Here is a 25,192-nt window from a genome sequence, read left to right on the forward strand (position 1 = left end):
ATAAATGGCTCAAGTTTCTTTCTTTAATGCTGCTGTTGACAAATATACTGGGATGTATGCCCAGAGTTTATCCAGCAGGCGCTTCAGTTACCACAGCGCAGCTATTAGATAATGTTTTTGTCACCAGCGACGGGAGCTTATTGCCATTTAAAACTTGGCAGCTTCAAACACAGAAAATAAAAGCGGTTATTATTGCCCTGCATGGTTTCAATGACTACAGCGAATTCTTTGAGCAAGCTGGAAGCTATTTTAGTCAACATCAAATAATATCTTATGCATATGATCAACGCGGCTTTGGTCAAAGTTCCCATCGCGGTTTATGGGCGGGTATTGATACTTACATAGCTGATTTAAATAGCTTTATACAGCTGATAAAAATCAGACACCCTGATATTCCCATTTATCTTTTAGGCGAAAGTATGGGCGGAGCTGTCGTCATCTCAACAATGGCACAAGCCTATCAATTCAAGGTGGATGGCATTATTTTAACGGCACCTGCTGTATGGGCAAGACAGACTATGCCCTGGTATCAAAATGTAGTCTTGGCAACGATGTCTCATACTGTCCCCTGGATGACCTTAACAGGTGAGAGCGTGGAAATAATGCCCTCTGATAATATTGAAGTATTAAGGGCATTAGCCCAGGACCCCTTGGTTATTAAAGAAACACGTATTGAAACTATTTATGGTCTGGTTAATTTAATGGATCAAGCATTTAACAGTGCCGAATGTCTCTCAGCAAAAACTTTTTTGCTTTATGGTGAAAAAGATCAGGTTATTCCCAAACAAGCCACCTATCTTTTCCTGAATAATTTAAAACAAGCAAAGCCCAATCACTATACCTTAGCTATTTATCAAAATGGCTACCACATGCTGTTACGTGACCTTCAGGCTGCTATAGTGTGGCAGGACATAGACGTATGGATTGATTCACTCTCAAGCCCACTGCCTTCAGGTGCTGATATCAGAGCACAACAGCTTCTTGATAATGAAGAATACTAAAAATTATGCCAGCTTTTCAATATAATCAATAATAAACTGAATACTGCGCTGGCCATTATATTCATTAATATCTAATTTATAAGCAATCTTAACCTGACGTATACCTAACCAGTATTCAGCACGTTCAACAAAAAAGGCAATCGCATCAATTAATAACTCATTGGCAGGCTGGCGCAAGACTAATTTAAGATGCTGTTGCCCTACAATCCTTGATTGCATTACATCAAACACACCATGAAATAAAGGTTCCGGAAACTCCTGCCCCCAAGGACCTGCATTTCTTAACAATTCACAAAAACCAATCGTCATCTCCGCGTCACTGAGTTCACCATCGCTGTATACCTTTTGGTCTAAATCAACATCAACAAGACGACGCGCCACGGCTTTATCAAAAGCTAACATAAAGACTGGATAATCATGTAACTGTATACTTAAACCCGCCGCCATTGCATGACCGCCAAACTTCTTTAATACTTTGGGGTGCGCAACTGCAATATCACTGAGTACATCTCGAATATGCACACCCAGAATGGAACGCGCAGAGCCTTTTATTTGTCCATTATCAGCATCTGCAAAAGCGATGACAGGGCGATTTAACCTATCTTTTATGCGTGACGCCAGGATACCAATCACTCCTTGATGCCAGTCTGCATTATAAATACACACACCTGCGGTTAAATGTTGTTCATCAAACGCTTTCATTTCCTTTAATAAGCTCATTGCATCGTGCTTCATCTGTCCTTCGACTTCGCGCCTGTCGCTATTCAATTCATCCATTTGCATTGCTAGTTTTTTTGCAACAGCGACATCATCAGCTAATAAGCATTGAATACCGACGCTCATATCATCCATTCGACCCGCCGCATTCAGTCGTGGGCCTATCGAAAAACCCAAATCAGATGAGCCTATACTCTGCAAATTTCGCCCCGCTATTTCCACCAATGCCTTAATGCCCACATGACCTTTACCCGATCGCATACGTAATAAACCCTGATGCACTAAAATACGATTAACCTGATCTAAGGCAACAACATCAGCCACTGTGCCCAAAGCAACCAGATCCAGCAATTGCGCTAAATTAGGTTCGCTTATATTACGTGTTATAAACCAGTCCTGCTCACGCATACGACTGCGCATGGCCATCAGAACGTAAAACATCACGCCCACACCTGCCAGAGCACGGCTAGGAAACTCATCATCAGGCAGATTAGGGTTCACAATAGCATCTGCATCAGGTAACTTCTCTCCGGGCAGGTGATGGTCGGTAATTAACACCTGAATGCCTGCCTGTCTTGCTATATCTACGCCATCCAGACTGGAGATACCGTTATCCACTGTGACTATCACATCAGCCTGCTTTTCTATGACTAATTCTACAATTTCAGGTGTTAAACCATAACCATATTCAAAACGATTAGGCACAATAAAATCGATATTTTTTGCACCCAGTAACTGTAAACCTTGCATTGCAACTGTACAACTGGTTGCGCCATCAGCATCGAAATCAGCCACAATGACTATTTTTTTTTGCTGTTCAATAGACTTAATCAAGTAAAGTACCATCTCTTCCATGCCTGTTAATAGCCAGGGAGAAGGTAGTTGTACCAAGCCTCGTTGTAAGTCATTGTCAGACTTGATACCACGTGCTAAATAAATACGTTTAAGTACTGGATTGGTCTCAGTTACCCCAGCATCTCTTCCCATTCGTGGACGTTCGACAATTTTTTTATGTATACCGTGATAGTGCATATTAGTATTTTATAATAGGTTTGATGCATTACCCTCTTATTAAGGGTACCAGAACGTCTATAATTGCGATTTATAGATTGGACATACGCAGGATCCAACTGTGTTTTATTATCTGCCGCGAGGTCTACCATATCTCTGGAGCGAACAAAGGTGGAAAGCTTATTTACTGACGGAAATCTGGATTTTTTAGGTGAATGCGTGGTTTATCCGCTTGAAATTCAAAAGAACCTATAACATGGCATATTCTTCCATATTTTCTCGATCAAATTAATTACCATACGCTTCGCGTACCTATGTGTATACTTCACCTGGCTATCATTGCAGATTTTATCGAATAAATCGCCAGCTTTTCATAAATAGTGCCTAAACATATTATAATGAACCAAATACCGATTAACTAATGCAACGATTACATTATGGCCTTAACAGAACAGCAAAGACAAAAAAAAGCAAACCAAAAAAAGCAAAAACGCAGTACACAAACTAAATCAAATTCTGCTCAATTATTACTGGAAAAAATAACGCCCCACCTGGAAAATCCATTTTATGAATGTCTAATGCCCAATAATTTATTTGAATCTGGTATAGGCAATATACTTATTACTCGAATATCTTCTAAAGGTGAAGTAGCAGTAGCCTCTTTTATCGTTGATGTTTATTGCTTAGGCGTTAAAAAAGTCCTGTTTAAAACCATGCCCCTGCCTGAATACGAAAAAGTATTTAAACCTGGTATCCGTGAATCACATGGCGATTATCCATTTGCGAAGTTGAAACCAGCGTGTGCTTTTAAATTGATTACTGGCGCTGTCGAATATGCGAGACAACTCGGCTTTAGTAGTCATAAAGATTATCACAGCTTGAAAGCCATCTTTGGTGAACAAAAACTGGGAATCTGCTGGTCACGCTTTCGCTATGGTAAAGATAAAATGCCGTCATATGTTAAAGGCCCAAATGAATCAACAGCCGACGCGAATAAGATCATTGCAACTCTGGAAAAATCCTGTGGCGCAGGAAATTTTCATTTTCATTTGTAGTTAGTTATGATACTAGGAGTTAAGCTAAAGACAATCCGGTCACCGTGAATTAAAGAGAGAGAGCGACGTAGGATGGAAAAGCGCAGCGCATTCCGTCATTTCTCACCGATATTTAATCATCGGGCCTTATCTTGTCGGATTACGCTACGCTTATCCAACCTACACTGCTTCGCGAATAAACACCCATTGCTTTGCATCAGATAAATCATTTGCGTACTGATACCCTGCACTGTCAAAATTTTTCAGTTCCTCCGCCCGAGTAATTTTATGCTTGATGGCATAATTGACCATCATTCCCCGCGCTTTTTTGGCATAAAAACTAATAATTTTATATTTCCCGTTTTTAAAATCTTTAAAAACGGGAGTAATAATCGGCCCCTCTATTAACTGCGATTTTACCGCTTTGAAATATTCATTCGATGCTAGATTTACCAGTACCCTGGCTTCTTCCCCTGGCATATCCGCATTGATTAATGTAGATATTTTATCACCCCAGAAAGCATATAAGTTTGCACCACGCTCATTAAACAGTTTAGTCCCCATTTCCAGACGATAAGCCTGCATTAAATCTAAGGGACGCAATAGACCATAAAGCCCTGATAATATGCGTAAATGTTGCTGGGCAAACTCGATTTCATCAATTGCCAGAGACTCTGCGTCTAAGCCCTGGTATACGTCTCCCTGAAAGGCAAATAAAGCGGGACACTCGGCACTAGAGCCAGATTGAACCCAATCCTGAAAGCGCTGATAATTAAGATCAGATAATTTTTCGCTAATTCCCATCAGGTTTTTTATTTCTTCAGGACTCAATGTTTGTAATTGATCAATCAATTGCTGGCTATCTTTTAATAACCTGGCTTGAGTAGGCTTCAATACGGGGAATTCTGCCTGCATATCCAAAGATTTAGCTGGGGATATAAGCATTAACATAAATTATTCCTTTCTAGACTAGTACTATTCGATAAATTTACTGAATATCTTAGATATTGCATAATTAACAGGCATAAAAAAAGGTTCATATCTATTAATTAAGATATGAACCTTTTTTAAATACAAGAAAACAGCAAAGCTGAAGTCCTTTGATTATTTATTTAACAGATTCTGCAATTTTGTTGAATGCTTCAACTTTATCTTTACCCGTTTTAATCAGATCCATACCTGTTTCCATTACCATGCCAACCAATCCAGGTGTCTGGTAAACCATTTTCCCTAAGTAACCGACAATAGGTAATCCAATCAATGCGCCTATAAAGGTATTGATACCGACTACACCTAATAGTTTGCTAATCATGACTAATGCATCTAATGGAATAAAAACCATCGCAGCAAAATAAACAATGACGACAAAGGTAAAAACAACAAAAACAACAAACTGGATAAGCCTTACTAAGGCAATATTAACTTTTTTCATTTGGGCATCAACTTCCTAAGAATAACTCAAAACAGACGATAAAATCTGCTTGCAAAGAATTTAAAATTATCGAAGGATTATACCTTAAAGGCATTTATCCGGGATAATCTTTTCTAAGAAAATAGCGAAATAATAAAAATCCGGCAATAAATCCACCTAAATGTGCCCATAATGCAACATCTGAAGCACCTTCATAAAACATGACAGCCGTGGTAGCTTTAGCCATTTGAAAAATAACCCAGAGACCAATAAAAGCAATTGCAGGAATCTCAATAAAAATAGGTAACAATAAGATTGGAATCCAGATTACAATTCTCGAATAAGGGTACAGAAAAAAATAAGCGCCTAAAACACCCGCTATTGCCCCTGAAGCCCCAACAACGGGCATCACTAAGTCTGGCGTATAAAGCCACTGTATTGTACTGGCAATAAAACCGCATATGAGATAAAAAATAATAAACCTGACATGCCCCATCCTGTCCTCTATTTTGCCTGCAAAAAGCCACAGAAACCACATATTCATAATCAAGTGTAACCACCCGCCATGCAAAAATAGATTAGTTATAAAAGATAAATAATGATCTACAGGGTAACCCATTGCGATGGCCCACTCGGGATTGGTATACCGTAGAGGAACCATGCCATAAATATAGATAATATAATGATGAATCTGGTCGGGAGAAAATTCCAGCAACACAAAAAGACTGATACAAATAAACATTAAAGCCCATGTAACATAAGGCGTGGTATAACATACAGTAGTGTCTCTAATAGGTATCATATATCAGCAAATGGAGTATTAAGAGTTGATTAAATGCTTAGGTTTAAGCACTTTAACATGATAATCAAATCACTGACCACATAAGCTTTAAAGCTATGCTTCGCGCGGCCACGGATACGAAATTTGTAGAACGCTAATTTTTATATCATGTAAGGTACTGAAACAATTGGATAGCCGGCTTGGTAACTTTTTCAGCTAAGCAGCCAGAAAGCCCACCGTCTTAACTGCGAAAGTATATAACAAACTTTTTAAACATAATGCGCTAAAAGCGATAAATAACCATCACCATGTCACTACGAAATTTGATAATAATGTTTTATCTCTGCTCCTTTAATGTCCATGCTGAACCTGTTTTTATCAGTGATTTTTCAACACAGTCATTAAACGATTGGCAGCAAAAATCATTTAAAAACCATACTCAGTATCAGATCGTTAAACTGGACAAAAAGACAGTTCTGGAGGCAAAAAGCATTTCAAGCGCCTCAAGCCTGTATAAAGAAATGCACATAGATTTGCAGAAAACACCTTATTTAAACTGGTCCTGGCGCATAGACCAGAAACTTTCTATTAGCGACGAACAAAGCAAACAGGGTGATGATTTTACCGCACGGGTTTACCTCATCATTAAAGGTAAGTGGGGATTTTGGCAAAACAAGGCAATCACTTATGTATGGGCTAATCACAGCCCTGTAAATGAAGCCTGGGCGAATCCTTTTACAGGTGACAGTGTCATGATGATAGCGATACGCTCAAATACCGATCAAACAAAACATTGGTATACAGAGAAACGCGATGTATTAGCAGACTTAAAAAAACACTTTGGCAAAGATATCCGATTTATAGACGGGCTTGCTATTATGACTGATACTGATAATTCAGGAGGAAATGCACTTAGCTACTATGCTGATATTTATTTCAGTAAGGAATAAGCGAATGAGATAAATTGTCCTCACACGGTCAAGGATGGGGAATTTATAAAGTAGGGATTGTTGGTCGAGAGTAAGGCGCCTTGGAGACAGCACTCATTATATCTAGCGTACCTGGCGATACTATGCAGTTTATTTCCTTATTACCTATTTTTTCTTTGCACAGAAATCTAAAGCAGCAATTAAGTTTCCTAAACAGCAGGCAAAAAAAAGCCCCGGTAAACCGAGGCTTTTTCAAACAGTCTGTAAAATCGTTATGATTAAACGTTGTTTGCTGCAAATGGATGTTTTGCAGTCGCTTTTTGAGCAACAACTTCAGCAGCAGTTGGAGTTCCAGCTACAGCATTTTTGATAGAAGCTTTAACAGCATCATAGTTGTTTTTCTCGATAGCTGCATCATCTTCTGCTAACCAGTGAATGAAAACACCAACAGAGATAAATAAATCATCAGCTTCATCAGCTGGGATAGTTCCATCTTCAACACAATCAGCAACAGCCATTGCAACACCACGTTGTGCTGGGCCAAACATTTGAACTGCTTGCTTAGAACCTTTGATTGTTACTTTGTTGAACATAACAGTTGCAGGCTTAACCATAAGGTTAGGAGCAACAACAGCTAATAAGCTAGAGAAACCGTCTTTGTTGTTTGTTAAGCAGTTTGCGAAAGCAGACTCTGCAGCTGAACCGCGAGGTCCCATCATTAAGTCAATGTGCGCAACTTCGTTTCCGTCACCGTTTAAAGATTCACCAACGCGTAAGTTGTTAATTTTAGCCATGCTACTATTACCCTCAGAAAAAAAAGAAAAAACTATATCTAGAATTGACACTTGTCAATATCCTTAAATACCTAAAATTTGTTATGGAAAACAATAAACCTATCCATTTGATAATAACAGTTCTAGCTGTACAGCTAAAACTGTTACTACTGTGAAATCAGCTGCTGTACCTGGATTAATTCCTGCAAACTTGAAGTCGTCATCTACTTTTCGTAGATAATTCTTTAACTGTTCAGGTCTATCAATATTAGATAATTTACCGTCAACCAAAGCCATCTTATCCATCACCATCTTGGTGTAAAGACCGCCGTATTTTCGTTCGATATGACTATCAGGATACTTAGCTAGCATAGTTGCATAAACTGCAACAGCCGACCACTCTGCCTCACCCCATCGATTGAATGCCCAATTATACCTTAAAACTAAAAAATCGAAAACATCTTTATAATTTGTTATAAACTGCAAGGCAATTCTATCTCTATCACTGGCTATTTGCATTGCCTCCGTCAAAGTGACACCAGGCTTTTGAGCAACATCCTGTTGCTCTGACTTACCCAAACCTCCGGGCGCAGCTAATGCAATTGCACGAAAAACCCAATCAGCATCTTCAATACTAGTATTGGCTAACACTCCCGCCAGCTTATGCCTTAATTCTTTTGCGGACTTAGCACTTTCAGCGGCAAGTAATAAGGGAGCACATAATAAGATAATACCTAAATTAGTATTACAACCTACCGCTTCCCGGGTAGCTTTAACCGCATAATAAATTCGTTCACCCAGATTATAATTTCTATTGCCTATTGGCTCTGAACTTTGCTTTGCACTCAATCTAAAATCATCAACCGTCATATCATGTCCATCAGCATAAATGCTGACATTACCCGGTTTAAAAGCGCGAAGTTCTATTTCACAGGCATATTCATAAGCCTTAATCAACTGTCGCTGAGTCAACATACAGCATCCATTTTTTCTGATGTCGCACAATAGCTTAATAAATCTTCGACTAGAATTTTAGCCACCTGAATATCACAGACACTTTCCAGACCTTTCCATGCCGGAATGCTATTCACTTCGATGACTTTATAATTGCCGTCTTGAGTGCGAATAATATCCACACCTGCATAACTCATTTGTAATGCCTTGCTAGCTTTAATTGCTATATCGGTCATCTCATAATCAGCTTGCATCGCTTCACAACTTGCACCTCGCGCAACATTATTTAACCAATGGATACCACGCCTGCGCATACTTGCAATTACTTTTCCGCGAACGACAAACACACGCCAATCAGAATAACCCTCACCGGCACATTTTACAAAGCGCTGCAAATAATACACGCCACGGCTATGTGTTAACCAGAATAAATCCGTCATTTTTTCTATGCGCCGAATGCCTTCGCCTTGTGAGCCAAAAACCGGCTTACTGATTAACTGATGCCCTGCCCTCAATTGCTCTTCAGCAATCGCTAAAGCCTGTTGCCTATCCCTCAAAACCCAGGTTTGCGGAGTTGGTACAGCGTGTTGTTGCAATAAAAAACTGGTCATACCCTTGTCAACACTACGCTCTATGGCATGACCATCATTATAAACAGGGATACCCATTATTTTCAGAGCATGCAGTATATCCAGATACAATACAACTTCTTCTAAAGAGCCGCCAGGTACACCACGGACAAAAACAGCATCGGGCAATGATCCTGTAAAACCCGGAATATAAAGAGGTAAAAGCCCTTCTTGCAACTGTATTCGACATTCAGTTAAGGATACATATTCTGCACTGTAACCACGCGCAGCAAAAGCCTGGCGTAATTGCTGCCCATGCCAGCCTGGATCATCAGTAAATATTGCTATTCGTCCCACAAATATTTAAAACCTGTAAAATATAAAGAATAAAAACATTATACCGTTAATAAAAAAACGAATGACTTGAGTTAGCAAATTTTATTAATAGCATATTCTAATAACCTAGTATTCTAGTATACTATAGTCAAAACCAAAACAAGCCTAACATCATGACTGCGACAGAAAACGTACACGAACACGAAATTAACAAATTTGGCTCTCAAGCGGAGCGCTGGTGGGATAGAAATGGCGAGTTCAAAACTCTGCATGACATTAACCCCCTGCGCATTCACTACATCCAGAAGTTTATCAGCCTGCAAAACCAGCGTATCGTAGATGTTGGCTGTGGTGGTGGAATCCTGACGGAAGGACTCGCTAAAAAAGGTGCGGATATGCTGGGTATCGACTTAAGTGAGGAACTAATTGATATTGCTGATTTACATGGCCTGGAGTCCGGCGTTAAAGCGAGTTATAAGAAAATTAGCGCAGAAGCTTTGGCAGATGCAGAAAGCGCCTGTTTTGATCATGTAGTTTGCATGGAAATGTTGGAACATGTGCCAGAGCCAGGTTCAGTAATAGCCGCCTGTGCAAAAATGGTTAAACCCGGAGGCTATGTTTTTTTCTCAACATTAAACCGCAAGCCAAAAGCATATCTACTGGCCATAGTCGCAGCTGAACATATTTTAAAAATGCTCCCTGCGGGTACGCATGATTATAAAACGTTTATCAAACCTTCTGAACTGAGTCAATCGGCACGCAATGCCGGACTTGAATTGCAAGGCATGATAGGCATTCAATATAATCCATTGACTAAAAATTTCAGTTTAAATGATGATATAGACATCAATTATATAGCGGCTTTCAAACGTCCTGAATAAAACCATGAACAAAGAGTTTGGCTTATCCTGCGTGTTATTTGATTTAGATGGCACGCTACTCAATACCGCCCCTGATTTAACCACTGCGCTGAATAAGGCGCTGGCACATTATAACTTCCCGGAAGTACCCGTGCATGCCATAACGCCTTATATCTCTTACGGTGCGGCAGTCATGATAGAAACTGCTCTGGAACAAGATGTATCTAATGCAATAAAAGCCGATATTTTAGATTGGCTACTTAATTATTATGAACAACATATCGCCGATTTTACCCATCTATATACCGGTATGCCTGAACTATTAGTCACTCTGGAAGCCAAAGGGATTCCCTGGGGAGTAATTACCAATAAACGTGAGCGCATGACCCATCCATTAATGCGTGCTTTGGACCTAACTAAACGCTCTGCCTGTATTATATGTGGCGATACAACAGCCTATAGCAAACCTCACCCTGAACCGATGCTAACGGCTTGTCGCCAGATCCAGGTGCTTCCTGAACAGTGTCTTTATATTGGGGATGCACAACATGATATAGCAGCAGGAAAAGCCGCTAATATGAAAACTCTTGCAGCAACCTGGGGGTACTTAAAACCCGATGACAAGCCTCAGGACTGGGGAGCCGATGCATTAATACATCACCCGAATGAAATTTTAGACTGGATAACAAATCAAAGCCATGTCCTTAACTAAGCACTCTATTCTTATCACTGGCGCGGGTGGCGGCTTAGGCGGCACAGCAGCGCTAGCACTCGCAAAACGAGGCGCCCAGATTATTCTACTGGATAAAAGTATCCCTAAATTAGAAAAAATTTATGATGCCATTATTGCTACCAATGCCCCCACTCCGGCAATCTATCCATTTGATTTAGCGGGTGCAACGGAAGTGCAATACCATGAGCTTGCCAATACCATAGAAGAAAAATATGGGCATTTAGACGGTCTATTACATTCAGCAACTGAGCTCGATGCATTTACGCCAATGTCTATACATGGCACGATGGCATGGGGTCATACACTAAATGTTAATTTGAATGCAGTTTTTTTATTAACTCAGGTCTTACTTCCTTTGTTGCAAAAAGCAGAACATGCATCCATAGTTGTCACTAGCGATTCCTTTGTCCGCGAAGCCAGAGCCTATGCAGGAGCCTACGGTGTATCTAAAATTGCCGTTGAAAGCTATGCTAAAATTCTTGCCGAAGAACTTAGCGATGCAGGAAAAATAAGAGTCAATATTTTAATTCCTGGTCCAGTTAATTCGCCACTCAGAAACAAAGCTTTTCCTGCCGAAGTTAAAAACAAACTACCCGAAATGGTAGAAATAATCCCTGCTTATCTCTATTTGTTCAGTCCTCAAAGTATAGGCACAACAGGGCAAATTGTAGACGCACGAACTTTTAAATTATAGTTGAAACAATCATGTCTGAAAGAGAAACAATTACCCTGACACGCGACGTAAACGTTGTGCTTATCCCGGACGGGAATCATGGTACGCTTAGTAAAGGTAAACAAGTGACTATCCATCAGGATCTAGGCAACAATTACACTGTTGTTACCGATCATGGTCATATGGTCAGAATTTCAAGTGTCGATGCCGATGCCTTAGGCAAAGAACCTCACGAATTACATACATTAGCATCTGAAACGGACCCAAGTGCCGTGGAAAAAAATTGCTGGGAAGTCATGAAGACCGTCTATGACCCTGAAATTCCTGTTAATATTGTGGACCTAGGGTTAGTCTATAATTGCAAAGTTGAAAGTGTAGGCAAAGCGCTTAATAGTGTTCATATCATGATGACACTGACCGCACCAGGTTGCGGCATGGGCCCCGTTATTCAAAGTGATGTAGAAAAAGCTATCCGTGCCTTGCCTGGTGTAGAATCAGTACAGGTTGAAGTGGTACTGGATCCACCCTGGTCACGTGAAATGATGTCTGAAGTAGCACAAGTGCAATTAGGGCTTTTTTAGACCTTGCAACAATAATCCAGGAATACCACAAGATAATTGTAGGGCATGGCTTTAGCCCGCTAATATTGAAGGCAGGCTAAATCCGCCTCCTAAGCATAATAAGCTGCTCATAAATTTCGATAGCTATTTGTATATACAGGAGAACCTCTCATGCAAAACAAAAAAAATATCGCATGCGCACTGACACTCATCTTATCCAGTCTTATTGCCAATACAGCTTCTGCCGCTGATTTATCGCGTAGCGAAGTAATACAACTACTTAAAAAAGCAAACAAGGCAAAACCCGCGGACCTAAGACGCAAAAATTTAAAAGGTGTAGATTTATCGAAACTCGACTTCCGCAATGCCGATTTATGGGGAGCAGATTTACGTGGTGCAAATTTAAGTCAAAGCAACTTTTCTGGTCTCGTTTTAGATTTAACAGTGATGACTGGGGTCAACCTATCCGGTGCAGATCTGTCCGGAGTCAGTATCTTTGGTGTCAGCATGATGCGTTCTGACTTAAGCAATGTCAATTTCAGTGATAGCCGAGTTATTGCTAATCTGGATAACTCCGATATGACTAACGCGAATTTATCGAATATACGCTGGGGGGCTGATATGAAAAATCAACCTATGGGCTTAATGCGCGTTAGTTTAAATAAAGTCAACCTGACAAATGCCAATTTACAAAATGCCGATTTAGGCCGTGCAACTTTACGCTTTGCCAACTTAACGGGTGCAAATTTAAAAAATGCTATATTAATTTCAGCGGAATTAGGTGCAGCTAACTTCACCAATGCCAACGTCAGGCATGTTGACTTTACCGCTGCAAAATTAGACGAATCCAACTTCACAAATGCTCTATTAACAGGTGCTACTTTTGCAAAAATACAGGGCTTAGATAGTACGCGCGGATTAATAAACAATACAACTAAAAGCGCAGACATGTTTGATTAAGGATAACTCTTGCAATACAGCCAAGTATAATCACTGCCGCAAACAATTATTTATGAGTCCTGCACCGTTAAATTAGACAGAAGTAACTTTAATATAGGTCAAAAGATTTTGAAATATTTCTTAAGCTTGTTAAAGAATGATTTTCAGATAGCTTCTTGTTGTGTAAACATAACGAATCTGGTTTGTAGTTTTTGCATGGGTAGCAAAACGCTCATCCCTTACCTGACATAAACGGTACAAAACTCACTGGTTCCAGACGCTCTATATCATAACCTGATTCAGTACGTATCACTCTTTGTAGCTCCTGCATACCGCGCTCTTTACCAATAGGAATCAGCAGAATGCCACCGACTGCCAACTGCTCTAATAATTTCTCCGGAATTTCAGATGGTGCAGCGGCAACCAAGATGCCATCAAACAGTGCTTTTTCTGGCCAGCCACAGCCACCATCATTATGCAAATAGCTGACATTTCGTATTTCCAGTCCCCATAGCCTGTCTTTTGCCTGTTTATGCAAGGGATAAATACGTTCAACAGTATTCACATGCTCTACCAGTTGCGCTAATACTGCTGTGTGATAACCACAGCCCGTCCCTATTTCCAGTACATTCTTTAAGTGCCGCTGATCGACTAATAATTCGGTCATTTTAGCGACGATATAAGGCTGAGAAATCGTTTGCCCGTGACCAATAGGCAAAGAGGTATCTTCATACGCCCGACTGGCTAAAGCATCATCCATAAATAGATGCCTAGGCACATTGCGCATTGCATCCAGAATTTTGTGGCTGGTAATTCCCTGATCAATCAGGCGATCAATCATGCGTTCACGTGTGCGCCTTGATGTCATGCCTATTCCTTGTATTGAATTCATTGTAACCATTCCTTTAACAAATCGAGCGCATCATAGCGGGTTAAATCCAACTGCAAGGGCGTCACTGAAACATACCCCTGACTCACCGCATAGAAATCCGTTCCCGGTCCTGCATCCTGTTCTGCCCCAGGCGGTCCAACCCAATATATTATTCTTCCTCTGGGATCCTTAGCCTGAATAACCGGTTCTGCTTTATGTCTTTGCCCCAGACGAGTTGATTGAAAACCTTTAATCTCAGCCCAGGGCAAATCCGGTACATTAACATTTAATAGAATATCTTTTGCTAACGGTTTATCTAATAAGCGTTGTAAAATCTCACCAGCTACTTTAACGGCTGTATCAAGGTTTTGAGGGTCACTACTGACCATAGAAATAGCAACTGCCGGCAAGCCCAAAAAGCGCCCTTCAGTTGCAGCAGCGACAGTCCCCGAATAGAGTACATCGTCGCCCAGATTAGCACCATGATTTATACCTGCAAAAACCATATCCGGCTCTTTATCTAACAGTCCGGTGATAGCCAGATGCACACAATCTGTGGGTGTACCATCAACCTTGATAAAACCATTTGCCATTTGCTGGGCTCGCAAAGGCATTTCCAAAGTTAGCGAGTTACTTGCTGCACTGCGGTTTCTATCGGGTGCAACCACTGAAATTTCTGCAAATGATTGCAGTCCTTCAGCCAGCGCAATAAGTCCTTGCGCTAAATATCCATCATCATTACTTAGCAGAATATGCATTTTTTTATTAAATTCTATAAAATTGTTAATATGAGTGCTTAATCAATTAAAATACAGCTAACGTGAACGATAAACCAGAAAAAAAACAAGAAAGTAGTTTATTTCTTGAGAGCATAGGCAAAGTTACACCCATTAAATCGGATAAGCGCAGCATAGTGCCTACTCAAAAACCCAAAGCTTATCCTAAGAAAAAAACACCGCATATTGCGGATAAATTAACGCTGTCACAAACCGAACCGATCAATATCTTGCAAGCTGAAGACACCTTTAGTTATAGCGCACCTGGCCTGCAAAAAAATGTTCTGAAAAAAATGCGTCGTGGTCATTTTGGGCTGGATGCTGAGCTCGATTTACATAACTTAACCAGTGCTGAAGCAAAACGAGCATTAATCAAATTTTTACATTTTTGCGAACAAGATGGTTGCCGCTGTGTACGCATTATTCACGGCAAAGGCTACCGTTCGGAAAACAACCTCCCCGTTTTAAAAAATGATCTTAACCTCTGGCTAAGACAGCATCAGGAAGTTCAAGCTTTTTGTTCCGCCGCACAAAAAGATGGTGGAGCAGGAGCTGTCATTGTTTTACTAAGCTTGTCCGGCAAATACTCCGATCAAGACGATGCCCAATACTAAGCGATACCAGACAAACGGCATCATACTGATTTTATTAAGTAGTTTCAAGAACCAGGCAATACTTAAATAAGCGACGACCGCCGAAACAGCCGCACCGATAAACATAAATCCCCACAAAATATCAAAACCAGACTGGTACAATTCCAGTGCCTTTAAAGATCCCGCCAAGGCAATCACTGGAATCGATAATAAAAAGGAAAATTTAGCCGCATACTCGCGCTTTAGTCCTAATAATAGGCCAGCGGTAATGGTAATACCTGAACGCGATGTACCTGGTATTAAGGCAATCGCCTGAAACAGGCCGACGACGACAGCATCTAATAAGGTAATAGTATCGCGTTGCTCTTTGGCTCGCTTTTCTGCCCACCATAGCAATAAAGCAAATACGATTGTTGCCGCTGCAATGACCAATGGTGAACGCAATGCTTCCTGCATGGCATCTGACAAACTAATGCCGACTAATCCTACTGGTATTGTTCCTAAGCCCACATACCATGCCAATTTAGCCTCATCATTAAATCCTTTGCCCAGCAAAGAACCGAACCATGCGGATATGAGTTTTAGCAAATCTTGACGATAATAAACGACGACCGCTGTTAATGTGCCCACATGTACTGCTACATCAAACGCTAGGCCTTGGTCATCCCAGCCGACAATTACCGGTAATAAAATCAAATGAGCAGAGCTTGATATCGGTAAGAACTCCGTCAGTCCCTGTAATACAGCTAGAGCAATTGCTTGCAAAATATCCATTAATAATCCAATTATAAAAAATAGTGGTAAAATACATTGATATTTTACCTTGATTAACCTTCGGTTTTAACATTATGCAAAAAAAAATTATCACTTTTAGCACCTTAGCTTTTAGCGCAGTTCTTACATCAGGATGCTCGACACTATGTGACAAAAAAGGCGTTGAAGTTGAGACTATTGAAACTGAAATTGTTGTAATGAACAATTACCCGACCCGTGACCGCGTTGAATATGTATTTAACTGTATTGCCAAGCATGGCGGTAATCTGGATTATGTTTCACAATATGCCTGTGGCTGCAAAATTGATAAAATTGCTGAGAAATTAAGCTTTGAAGAATATGAAGCCGCGTCAACTTTCACTATGCTACGTAGTACGCCTGGTGAAAATGGCGCTGTTTTCCGCGATCCAAAGCAATCTAAAGATTTACGTACGCGCTTAAAAGAAGCTGAAGAGTATGCAGAAAAGAGTTGCTTTGTAAAATAACGCTCAAAAAATTGCTATCCATAAACATGAAAACTATATAAGTTAATGCGCTTATTACTTTAATTCAGGTGGATAATAGATTTATGATGAATAATAAAGGGACAAGACCTGGCTGGAGAGTCCCTCCCCTTTATTATTCAGTCGCTTTCTTTTTAATGGGGCTACTAACGCTATTTATGCCATTTTATATTTTTCTTTGTAAAGTACAGCAACAAGCTTGGTAAAAAATATAATCGCTAAACTATAGAGTAAAGTAGAGCTTATATAAGCGGGATAATATTTTGCCACCCGTTGCGCATATTCTACAACTGATAACTCTGGGAACTTACCTGAAAACAGGTAAAAACCCCCATTAGAAATAAAAAATGCAATCGAAGTTGCCAGTAATAAATAGGCAAACTGATGGCTCAGATCACGACTATTTAAAATTGCGTACTTTGCACTCCAGCGCCCTGCAAATAACATGACCGCATAAGTCGGAATTAAAAAAACATAGGCTGGAGAGATACAATAATCACTAACCTGTCCGTATGTAATCGCGACATAATCCAAAAATGCGGCTTCAGTCAATAGCACTGCAAAGCTTGCCATACCACCGGTAAAAATTCCTGCCAAATAAAACACTGCCAGGGAAGCATCAGGTAAAGTAATCGCACTACCAAAATGATCACTCCGTGTTAGTGCCATCAACATTGCAAGTGCACAAGTAATTAAATATTTAGTATTTTGTTGTATCCAGTTCATATAAACCTCTTAAATTGTGGGTGCATAACGTAAATTAAAGAAAACGGTAACGCCTGGGGAGTTATACCCTGCGGCAGTTTGATATTGGGCATTCAAAATATTATTCACTGAGCCCTGTAAAGTAACACTCTCAAAGAATTGATATTCTGCTCTTAAGTCCCAGGTAACAAAGCCATCAACATAGCGCATATTTTGTAAATCATCAAAGCGACGTCCTTCGACATTAATAGTGCTTCCTATACCAGCAGCGCCTAATTGTCGATCTATATCAAAGCGAAACACCTGTTGCGCACGTCTGGGTAAAATATTGCCAAAAGTAGCAGCGTCCATACTTTTCGGGTCCATAGCACTATAATTTGCCTGCAAATCAAAGCCATAAACCTGCCCTCCAATCATTAGCTCTAAACCCATAATACGCGCTGCACTTAAATTATTAGGTGCAAATAGTGAGCTATCATAGGCAATCATGTCACTAATATAGGTCAAATACCCATTAAGTGACCAATTCCAGCTATTATGCTCGCCGCTAATGCCAACTTCATAACTTTCCGATTTTTCAGGATTTAGCTCGCTATTGCCAAAGCCGGGGAAATAAAGTTCGTTAAAAGTTGGCGCTTTAAAAGCTGTTCCATAAGAAGCTGAGACCATGATGTCATTATCAAAAGCATAGCCCCATGAAGCATTCCAGGTACTATTCTGTCCAAACTGCTGATTAAAATCGCTACGATAAGCCAGTATAAACTGATTTTTAGCAAACGCCCCTTGATATTGGATAAAAACGGCATGGTTATTACGCGATGTTTCTGCAAAACTCTCGTTGCTATCAATACTGTCATCCTGGAAATCATAACCTAAAGAAAGCAAATGTTCAGCTGTCAAATTAAAATTATTCAGTGCCGAGAATGAAACCCGCTGAGTATCAAAGACAGTTTGTTTCGTTTCGTTCAAATAATTTGTAGAGTCATCGCGGCTTTCACCGCCGCTTAAATCAATTCGCCAAAAATCCATTGCCTGTATAGTCGCCTTGCCTCCAAAAATAAGTTGTGCAAAGTCACCTGCATTGACAAAACTACCATCAAATTCAGTATGTCCGCCACTATACAATGCATGGCCTTCTACACTCAACCAATCGGTGAAATGATAGCCAAGACGTAGCGATCCTGCATAATTTTGGTAACCATCCCTATCCGGTTCATTAGTAAAGCAACCATAAGCCAACGCTCCAGCGCAGGAATTAAATCCCTCGGATTGCTGGTAACTTAAATGCGTATTGTACCAGGCCTGATCAACCGCGCCAGACACACCCGCTGCAACTTTATAATGGCCATAAGTTCCCACACCAGCAGAGAGTGTTGGATTAGCGGCAGAGGTGGATGCAATTGCATTGCGAGTATGAATATGAATAATTCCCCCGATGGCATCGGCACCGTATAAGCTAGATTTGGGCCCCCTTATAACTTCAATAGATTCAATCTCGCTGATCGGCAAATGCTGCCAGGCGGCACCGCCTGATGTGGCAGACCCTGCACGTACGCCATCAATCAACACTAAAACCTGATCAGATTCGGTGCCGCGTAAAAAGACCGAGGTATTTTTGCCTAAACCACCACTATTGACAATATTAACACCGGCAATGCCGCGCAAAGCCTGCTCAATACTATTAAGCTGTTTACGTTCAATATCATAGCGAGTAATGAGAGTGCTAGAAACAAGCCTTGAATCTTGCTGGCTACGCGTAGCCGTCACTGTTAAGGGAGAAAGAGCTAAGGTGTTATCTGCATGCACTGATGCAGGAAGAGTACTGAATAGGAAAGGACTGGCAATCAAAAATTTATGCATAATTCCCTCTGCGCCGCCCGCGCAAAAAAGTGTAAAAACACAGGAGAGGAAATAAAAATGAAAAAACAGCTAAGAAGGGCTAATTCATTCCGTCAACAGCCCTCCGCTGCACCAAATAAAATTTTCAGGCAGGTCTCCGGGCTTATAAGTATGGACTGCTAAAATCATTACCTTCCCATGCAAAGCACAGTGGTTCTCGATGATTTTAAACTTATTTACCGTTGCGGGGGCAGCGTTGGCATTGGACTAGATCCGCACCAAACTTCCCTTTTAACCGTCAGGAACGAAAATCCTTCAGGACCAGAAAATGGATAGGAAATTGTACTTGAAAAACTTATAAAAGCAATTTAAATCAAACTGAGCTATTCTGATATGAAAATTAATACAGGCTTTACAAGTGGCATTGCAGTAACCTTACCAGGGGGGATCAACAAAGCCTAAGCTTAAAGTTGTGCATAATTATATAGCGCGTACTGAAAACAAATATCAATAGTTATTAATGTATCTTCTGCATCAGCACATATATAGATTGCTCTTTTTATTGCATGCCAAGATTTAAATTTATTATTGCCACCAACTGAAGAGCCTATATCATCACCCTATGCAATAAATATATAAATTCAGGCTTTATATATTGAATGAAAATTTAATTTCTGAAAGTTTTTAGTAAATAGGCTTGTAGCTAGACTTCGTTATTTCCGAAGTCTAGCTACAAGCGTAATCGCGAACTAAAGTTTAAGTACCTGTGTTCCAGCTCAAAACAGACCGGAATACAGGATTTTTGTCGTTGTGTCGCTTGTGCTAGCCAAATTTAACCGGCAATTTTTGTAATTTCCAGATATCCTGATTGTATTCATTAATGGTCCGTTCTGATGAAAACTTGCCACAATGGGCAACATTCATAATACTCATACGCGTCCAGTGCTCCTGATCACGGTAAGCATCATCAACTCTTGCTTGAGTATCAACATAGCTACGGAAATCTGCAATCGTCATCCATGGGTCTAACGGGTCCTTAAGCGATTGTATTAAGTCATTGAAAATACCCGGTTCTAATTGATTAAAATGCCCGCTTTCCAATAAATTCATTACCTCTTTAAGGTCCTCATCCTGTTGAATAATATGCTCAGGTTCATAATGCTCTCGCCTGGCAGCAACTTGCTTTTCAGTCAGACCGAATAAGAAGAAATTTTCTTCACCTACTTCCTCAAGGATTTCGATATTGGCGCCGTCAAAAGTACCAATGGTTACTGCGCCATTCATCATCAGTTTCATATTACCGGTGCCCGATGCTTCTTTCCCGGCGGTTGAAATCTGTTCAGACAGGTCTGCTCCAGGACAGATTTTTTCCATGGCAGAAACATTGTAATCAGCTAAAAACATCAGCTTTAACTTACCCTGAGTATCTGGGTCTTTATTAATCATTGTCGCAACATTATTGATCAATTTAATAATTTTTTTAGCCCTTTCATAGCCAGGAGCAGCTTTACCCCCTATCAGCACACAACGTGATACGAAATTTTTAGAGTTGTCTTTTTTTAATCGCTGATATAAATAAATGACATGCAACACATTTAGCAGCTGCCGTTTGTATTCATGAATACGTTTAACCTGAACATCAAACAAGGCATCGACGTTAATGTCAATATCATGTTCTCGCTTTTTATAATCTGCAAGTCGATGTTTTGCAACTTGTTTTATTTCGCGCCAGTGTTTTCTGAATGCAGCATCATCAGCATAAGGCACTAATTGCTTGAGTAACGACAAATCTGTCACCCAGCCTGAGCCTATTTTTTCTGTAATCAATTCGGCCAATTCAGGGTTGCAGCCAGCTAACCACCGCCGCGGTGTAACACCATTGGTTTTATTATTAAATTTAGCCGGCCATAAACTATAAAAATCAGCAAACAATCCTTGCTGCAGTAGTTGTGAATGCAATGCTGCAACACCATTTACGGAAAAACTGCCAACGATAGCAAGATAAGCCATACGCACTTGCTTGTCTCCAGACTCATCAATAATCGACATGCGCCGCAATACTGTAATATCTCCAGGCCATTTGGCGGCTACTTCAGACAGAAACCGCGCATTGATCTCATAAATAATATCCATCAATCTCGGTAATAATTTCTGCATCAAATGTACTGGCCATCTTTCCAATGCCTCTGGCAGTAAAGTATGATTTGTATATGCCATAGTCGCGCCAGTAATTTCCCAGGCCTGAGCCCAGGCTAAACCATGTTTATCCATAAGCAAACGCATTAATTCAGCTACCGCAATACTAGGATGCGTGTCGTTTAATTGAAAACAGTTTCTTTCAGCAAACAGCGTAAAATCTTCACCATAAAGACCTACCCAATGCGAAATAACATCTTGAAGACTTGCCGAGGCTAGAAAGTACTGCTGCCTTAACCTAAGTTCTTTACCGTTTTCATTAGCATCATTGGGGTACAACACCATGGTAATATTTTCAGCACCAACTTTATCAGCGACCGCTTCAGCATAATCGCCACTATTAAACTCATTCAAATTAAATTCTTCGGTCGCTTCAGCCTTCCATAGGCGTAAGGTATTAACCGTATTATTTTGAAAACCAGGCACAGGCGTATCATAGGCGACAGCTAATACATCATTAGTTTCTACCCAGAAATAGCGTTTCAGTCCATGCTCATCAGTATAGACCTCAGTTCGCCCTCCAAACTTGATGACATGAGCATATTCCAGCCGTTTAATCTCCCATACATTACGCAACCTTAACCAGTGATCCGGCTTTTCTTCCTGTTCGCCATTGACTATTAGCTGCGTGAACATACCATACTCATAACGCAAACCATAGCCAATAACGGGCAATTGCAAGGTAGCACAACTGTCCATAAAGCAGGCCGCCAACCGACCTAATCCACCATTACCTAGACCAGCATCGACTTCGCTCTCAATCAATTCTTCTAATTCTATGCCCAGATCATACATGGCCTGATTTGCCGTATCATTAACGCCGAGATTCAGCATGGCATTACTCAAGGATCTACCCATCAGATATTCCATCGACAGGTAAAAAGTTCGTCTACATCTTGCCTGCTTATAGGTTCGGTGGGTTTGTTTCCAGCGTTCCATTAAACGATCACGAATAGTTAAGCCAAGTGCTTCATAAGCATAATGCGTGTTTCGACTTTGCTCATCACGCCCCAGCAAATTGACATAGTATTCTTTGAAATTTTCAATAAGATCTTTTTTTTTGAGCCCTTTACTGGGTAATTTAAAAATTGTTTCGTGTGGTTTAATTAAGGTATGTTTCTTATTTTTCATAGTAGTCATGCTGATTATTGGCTCAAACCCTATCACTATACTTTTTTATGATGACGAGATTAAGTCAATTATTTACTCCAATAAAAAATTGCTATGTCGAGCATGATGTCTTAATACCTTATCGCTTTCAGTATTATCCTTAAGCTGTACCCCAGAAAACTTTAAACGACTAGCTTCATTAATCAGATACATCAGCTTGTCTACTGCAACTTGATAGTTCAACCCCTGACTATGTATATTGGAAATACAATTACGTTGTGCATCTATTTTGCCGGACCTGGGTTGATAGGTGAAATAAATTCCCATACTGTCCGGGGAACTAAGCCCGGGCCGCTCGCCAATTAAAAGCACACTCATTCTGGCATTACATATTTCACCAATCGGATCACCGATAGCCACTCGTGCATATTTGACCAGACAAACCGGTGCTATTGTATAGTCTGCTTTGTGTAATTCAGCAATCAGTTTGTGCAATAAAGCAGGCGCATGATTTGCTATAGCTTTTGAGGAAAGGCCATCTGCGACAATAATGATTATGTCCGGTTGGTCGACTTTTACCTGCAGGATTTGCAATCTTTGTATCGACTCTGCATTTAACAAACGCCCAAGATCTGGGCGTTGCAGATACTCAGGATGACTTGCCACTTGTGATTGCAACTGGATCGTAGCATGACAAACTGATAACTGTTCAGCCAAGGTATCAAAATCCAGTGGGATGCTAACTGCATCTCTAGCCAGTGCATGAGCTAATTGAAAATCCAGATTGGCTTTTATAGGCAGACTTGTCCCCGCCTGTCCCAGTGCAATTCGCGCATTCGTAAATTGCTTTAAAACCTGTAGTGGTTCATTGTTAGAAGCACCTGAAAATTTACTAGACATAAGCATAACTCTGAATGTGTTATTGAAGGTAAAGATCACATTTACAATTTCTTCAATGCTGCAGAAAACAAGGCGGGCACTTCCCCACGACGCAACAAGTTATTATTTTCAGCAAAGATCTGGTGCTTTTGTAACCATTGAGAAAATTCGGGAGCAGGCGCTAAATTTAATAGCTGGCGTAAATAAAGTGCATCGTGAAATGAAGTGGATTGGTAGTTAAGCATAATATCATCAGCACCAGGAACACCCATTATAAAAGTACCTCCCGCTATTGCAAACTGAGTCAGTAACATATCCATATCATCCTGATCAGCTTCAGCGTGGTTGGTATAACAAATATCACAACCCATGGGTAAGCCGAGCAATTTTCCGCAAAAATGATCTTCCAGTCCCGCACGGATAATTTGCTTGCCATCATATAAGTACTCTGGACCTATAAAGCCGACAACGGTATTGACCAGTAAGGGTTTAAATTGCCGGGCAACCGCATACGCTCGGGTTTCACAAGTCAGCTGATCCAGACCGTGATGCGCATTGGCAGAAAGTGCGCTGCCCTGCCCTGTTTCAAAATACATACAGTTATTGCCGACTGTGCCACGGTTGAGGCTTAGTGCCGCTTCATGTGCCTCTTCCAGTAATGCCAGGTTTATTCCGAAATTGGCATTCGCTTGCTCGGTACCCGCGATTGATTGAAACACCAGGTCCACAGGCGAGCCCGCTTCAATAGCCTGCAATGTGGTTGTGACATGCGACAACACACAGGACTGGGTAGGAATTTGATAACGTTCTATCACATCATTCAACATTTGAATCAAAACCCGGGTCGACTGAAGATTATCCGAAGCCGGATTAATACCTATAACAGCATCACCACTACCATAAAGTAAACCATCCAGAATAACAGCGGCTATACCTGCTGGATCATCAGTCGGATGATTAGGCTGTAAACGTGTGGAAAGCCTGTTTTGCAAGCCGATGGTATTTCTAAATTGCGTTACTACTCGACATTTTTTTGCAACCAGAATCAAATCCTGTATGCGCATGAGTTTGCAAACCGCAGCCACCATTTCAGGAGTTACACCAAAAGCAATTTGCTGTAGAATTTCAGTTGATGCTGCTTCTGACAATAACCAGTCTCTAAAACTTCCGACTGTCAAATGGCTAACCCAAGCAAAGGCCTGTGCATCATGTTGCTGAAAAATTAATCGACTGACTTCATCTATTTCACAAGGAATTAACGGTTCAAGCAAAAACTGTTTAAGCGGTACATCGGCGAGCACCCATTGCGCAGCCACCCGTTCCAGATTGGACTCTGCTGCAACACCCGCCAGATAATCGCCTGAACGTGCTGGCGTTGCTTTCGCTAATAGTTCACGAAGGTTATTAAATGCATAGACTGTGCCTGCAATTTGCGTTTTGTAAACCATAGGTCTTTAGCTATTATGAATAAAGTATATTAAGTCAGCACAACACTTTACACCTAAGTATCAAGTGATGAAAAATAAAAATTGTGCAACTACTTCATACTCTTTATGCTCATATTGGTACAACTTATCGAACGGGCAATGTCAGCAGAGAGAATTCTATCATCCTTGCTATTCTATTTAAATTTAACTCATTCCAACGCTGCAACGCTAAGTACTC

At 40.6% G+C, this 25,192-nt stretch carries 25 protein-coding genes and 1 riboswitch; of the genes, 10 read left to right on the forward strand and 15 right to left on the reverse strand.

Annotated features, from left to right (window positions below):
* The first annotated feature begins 26 nt into the window (after positions 1–26).
* The gene (locus AU255_RS15785; protein ID WP_080524179.1) at positions 27–1,001 is read left to right on the forward strand and encodes an alpha/beta hydrolase; all 975 of its coding nucleotides are present in this window, start codon (positions 27–29) and stop codon (positions 999–1,001) included.
* 3 nt (positions 1,002–1,004) lie between these two features.
* Here AU255_RS15785 and recJ read toward each other — a convergent pair whose 3' ends face one another.
* Positions 1,005–2,750 carry a single-stranded-DNA-specific exonuclease RecJ gene (gene recJ, locus AU255_RS15790; RefSeq protein ID WP_080523885.1) on the reverse strand — a complete coding sequence of 582 codons (1,746 nt, stop codon included), beginning with the start codon at positions 2,748–2,750 and terminating at the stop codon, positions 1,005–1,007.
* A 416-nt stretch (positions 2,751–3,166) separates the two neighbouring features.
* Between recJ and AU255_RS15795 the strand changes: the two genes are divergently transcribed.
* On the forward strand, positions 3,167–3,784 hold the full coding sequence (locus AU255_RS15795; RefSeq protein WP_080523886.1) for a hypothetical protein: 618 nt from the start codon (positions 3,167–3,169) through the stop codon (positions 3,782–3,784).
* 159 nt (positions 3,785–3,943) lie between these two features.
* Here the strand turns inward: AU255_RS15795 and yaaA are convergent, their stop codons facing one another.
* The 3 genes from yaaA to AU255_RS15810 all read right to left on the reverse strand — a co-directional run bounded on the left by yaaA (position 3,944) and on the right by AU255_RS15810 (position 5,976).
* Entirely contained in the window at positions 3,944–4,714 is a 771-nt protein-coding gene (gene yaaA / locus AU255_RS15800; RefSeq protein ID WP_080523887.1) for a peroxide stress protein YaaA, read from the reverse strand.
* A 157-nt stretch (positions 4,715–4,871) separates the two neighbouring features.
* Positions 4,872–5,195, reverse strand: a complete 324-nt coding sequence (locus tag AU255_RS15805; protein ID WP_080523888.1) for a hypothetical protein — start codon at positions 5,193–5,195, stop codon at positions 4,872–4,874.
* A gap of 94 nt (positions 5,196–5,289) precedes the next feature.
* Positions 5,290–5,976 carry a rhomboid family intramembrane serine protease gene (locus AU255_RS15810; protein WP_080523889.1) on the reverse strand — a complete coding sequence of 229 codons (687 nt, stop codon included), beginning with the start codon at positions 5,974–5,976 and terminating at the stop codon, positions 5,290–5,292.
* A 287-nt stretch (positions 5,977–6,263) separates the two neighbouring features.
* Here AU255_RS15810 and AU255_RS15815 point away from each other — a divergent pair, with 287 nt between their 5' ends.
* A complete protein-coding gene (locus AU255_RS15815; RefSeq protein ID WP_233144701.1) occupies positions 6,264–6,905 on the forward strand; it encodes a DUF3047 domain-containing protein in 642 nt (213 codons plus the stop codon).
* A 257-nt stretch (positions 6,906–7,162) separates the two neighbouring features.
* On the opposite strand, the gene fae is transcribed toward AU255_RS15815, so the two are convergent.
* The 3 genes from fae to AU255_RS15830 all read right to left on the reverse strand — a co-directional run bounded on the left by fae (position 7,163) and on the right by AU255_RS15830 (position 9,537).
* Positions 7,163–7,678, reverse strand: a complete 516-nt coding sequence (gene fae / locus AU255_RS15820; RefSeq protein WP_080524180.1) for a formaldehyde-activating enzyme — start codon at positions 7,676–7,678, stop codon at positions 7,163–7,165.
* Positions 7,679–7,777: 99 nt separating this feature from the next.
* A complete protein-coding gene (locus tag AU255_RS15825; RefSeq protein WP_080523891.1) occupies positions 7,778–8,632 on the reverse strand; it encodes a triphosphoribosyl-dephospho-CoA synthase in 855 nt (284 codons plus the stop codon).
* The gene (locus AU255_RS15830) at positions 8,626–9,537 is read right to left on the reverse strand and encodes an ATP-grasp domain-containing protein (RefSeq protein WP_080523892.1); all 912 of its coding nucleotides are present in this window, start codon (positions 9,535–9,537) and stop codon (positions 8,626–8,628) included. Before AU255_RS15830 ends, AU255_RS15825 begins: the two co-directional genes overlap by 7 nt.
* A 152-nt stretch (positions 9,538–9,689) precedes the next feature.
* On the opposite strand from AU255_RS15830, the gene ubiG reads away from it, so the two are divergent.
* The 5 genes from ubiG to AU255_RS15855 all read left to right on the forward strand — a co-directional run bounded on the left by ubiG (position 9,690) and on the right by AU255_RS15855 (position 13,302).
* Positions 9,690–10,397, forward strand: a complete 708-nt coding sequence (ubiG, locus tag AU255_RS15835; protein ID WP_080523893.1) for a bifunctional 2-polyprenyl-6-hydroxyphenol methylase/3-demethylubiquinol 3-O-methyltransferase UbiG — start codon at positions 9,690–9,692, stop codon at positions 10,395–10,397.
* 4 nt (positions 10,398–10,401) lie between these two features.
* The gene (gph, locus tag AU255_RS15840; protein ID WP_080523894.1) at positions 10,402–11,088 is read left to right on the forward strand and encodes a phosphoglycolate phosphatase; all 687 of its coding nucleotides are present in this window, start codon (positions 10,402–10,404) and stop codon (positions 11,086–11,088) included.
* Complete coding sequence (locus tag AU255_RS15845; protein ID WP_080523895.1) at positions 11,075–11,803, forward strand: SDR family NAD(P)-dependent oxidoreductase; 729 nt, start codon at positions 11,075–11,077, stop codon at positions 11,801–11,803. The genes gph and AU255_RS15845 overlap by 14 nt, the downstream gene beginning before the upstream one ends.
* Before the next feature lie 11 nt (positions 11,804–11,814).
* On the forward strand, positions 11,815–12,363 hold the full coding sequence (gene sufT / locus AU255_RS15850; RefSeq protein ID WP_080523896.1) for a putative Fe-S cluster assembly protein SufT: 549 nt from the start codon (positions 11,815–11,817) through the stop codon (positions 12,361–12,363).
* Between the two features lie 150 nt (positions 12,364–12,513).
* Entirely contained in the window at positions 12,514–13,302 is a 789-nt protein-coding gene (locus tag AU255_RS15855) for a pentapeptide repeat-containing protein (RefSeq protein ID WP_080523897.1), read from the forward strand.
* A 211-nt stretch (positions 13,303–13,513) separates the two neighbouring features.
* Here the strand turns inward: AU255_RS15855 and AU255_RS15860 are convergent, their stop codons facing one another.
* Positions 13,514–14,173 carry a protein-L-isoaspartate(D-aspartate) O-methyltransferase gene (locus tag AU255_RS15860; protein WP_080523898.1) on the reverse strand — a complete coding sequence of 220 codons (660 nt, stop codon included), beginning with the start codon at positions 14,171–14,173 and terminating at the stop codon, positions 13,514–13,516.
* Entirely contained in the window at positions 14,170–14,910 is a 741-nt protein-coding gene (gene surE / locus AU255_RS15865) for a 5'/3'-nucleotidase SurE (RefSeq protein ID WP_080523899.1), read from the reverse strand. The genes AU255_RS15860 and surE overlap by 4 nt, the downstream gene beginning before the upstream one ends.
* 62 nt (positions 14,911–14,972) lie before the next feature.
* On the opposite strand from surE, the gene AU255_RS15870 reads away from it, so the two are divergent.
* Positions 14,973–15,542, forward strand: coding sequence for a Smr/MutS family protein (locus tag AU255_RS15870; RefSeq protein WP_080523900.1), 570 nt, complete (start codon positions 14,973–14,975; stop codon positions 15,540–15,542).
* Here the strand turns inward: AU255_RS15870 and AU255_RS15875 are convergent.
* The gene (locus AU255_RS15875; RefSeq protein ID WP_080523901.1) at positions 15,495–16,295 is read right to left on the reverse strand and encodes an undecaprenyl-diphosphate phosphatase; all 801 of its coding nucleotides are present in this window, start codon (positions 16,293–16,295) and stop codon (positions 15,495–15,497) included. The two genes, AU255_RS15870 and AU255_RS15875, sit on opposite strands and share 48 nt — an antisense overlap.
* Before the next feature lie 74 nt (positions 16,296–16,369).
* Here AU255_RS15875 and AU255_RS15880 point away from each other — a divergent pair, with 74 nt between their 5' ends.
* Entirely contained in the window at positions 16,370–16,780 is a 411-nt protein-coding gene (locus AU255_RS15880) for a hypothetical protein (protein ID WP_080523902.1), read from the forward strand.
* Between the two features lie 174 nt (positions 16,781–16,954).
* Here the strand turns inward: AU255_RS15880 and AU255_RS15885 are convergent, their stop codons facing one another.
* The 5 genes from AU255_RS15885 to AU255_RS15905 all read right to left on the reverse strand — a co-directional run bounded on the left by AU255_RS15885 (position 16,955) and on the right by AU255_RS15905 (position 24,975).
* Entirely contained in the window at positions 16,955–17,524 is a 570-nt protein-coding gene (locus AU255_RS15885) for a hypothetical protein (protein WP_080523903.1), read from the reverse strand.
* Between the two features lie 9 nt (positions 17,525–17,533).
* Positions 17,534–19,363, reverse strand: a complete 1,830-nt coding sequence (locus tag AU255_RS15890) for a TonB-dependent receptor domain-containing protein (RefSeq protein ID WP_080523904.1) — start codon at positions 19,361–19,363, stop codon at positions 17,534–17,536.
* Between the two features lie 110 nt (positions 19,364–19,473).
* A riboswitch (cobalamin riboswitch) is annotated at positions 19,474–19,683 on the reverse strand.
* Positions 19,684–20,164: 481 nt separating this feature from the next.
* Positions 20,165–22,669 carry a glycogen/starch/alpha-glucan phosphorylase gene (locus tag AU255_RS15895; RefSeq protein ID WP_080523905.1) on the reverse strand — a complete coding sequence of 835 codons (2,505 nt, stop codon included), beginning with the start codon at positions 22,667–22,669 and terminating at the stop codon, positions 20,165–20,167.
* Positions 22,670–22,741: 72 nt separating this feature from the next.
* A complete protein-coding gene (gene eutC, locus AU255_RS15900; protein WP_143735999.1) occupies positions 22,742–23,548 on the reverse strand; it encodes an ethanolamine ammonia-lyase subunit EutC in 807 nt (268 codons plus the stop codon).
* A gap of 41 nt (positions 23,549–23,589) precedes the next feature.
* Complete coding sequence (locus AU255_RS15905; protein WP_080523906.1) at positions 23,590–24,975, reverse strand: ethanolamine ammonia-lyase subunit EutB; 1,386 nt, start codon at positions 24,973–24,975, stop codon at positions 23,590–23,592.
* Between the last annotated feature and the right edge of the window lie 217 nt (positions 24,976–25,192).

Origin of the sequence: Methyloprofundus sedimenti, from assembly GCF_002072955.1 — a bacterium.
Taxonomy (GTDB): Bacteria; Pseudomonadota; Gammaproteobacteria; order Methylococcales; family Methylomonadaceae; genus Methyloprofundus; species Methyloprofundus sedimenti.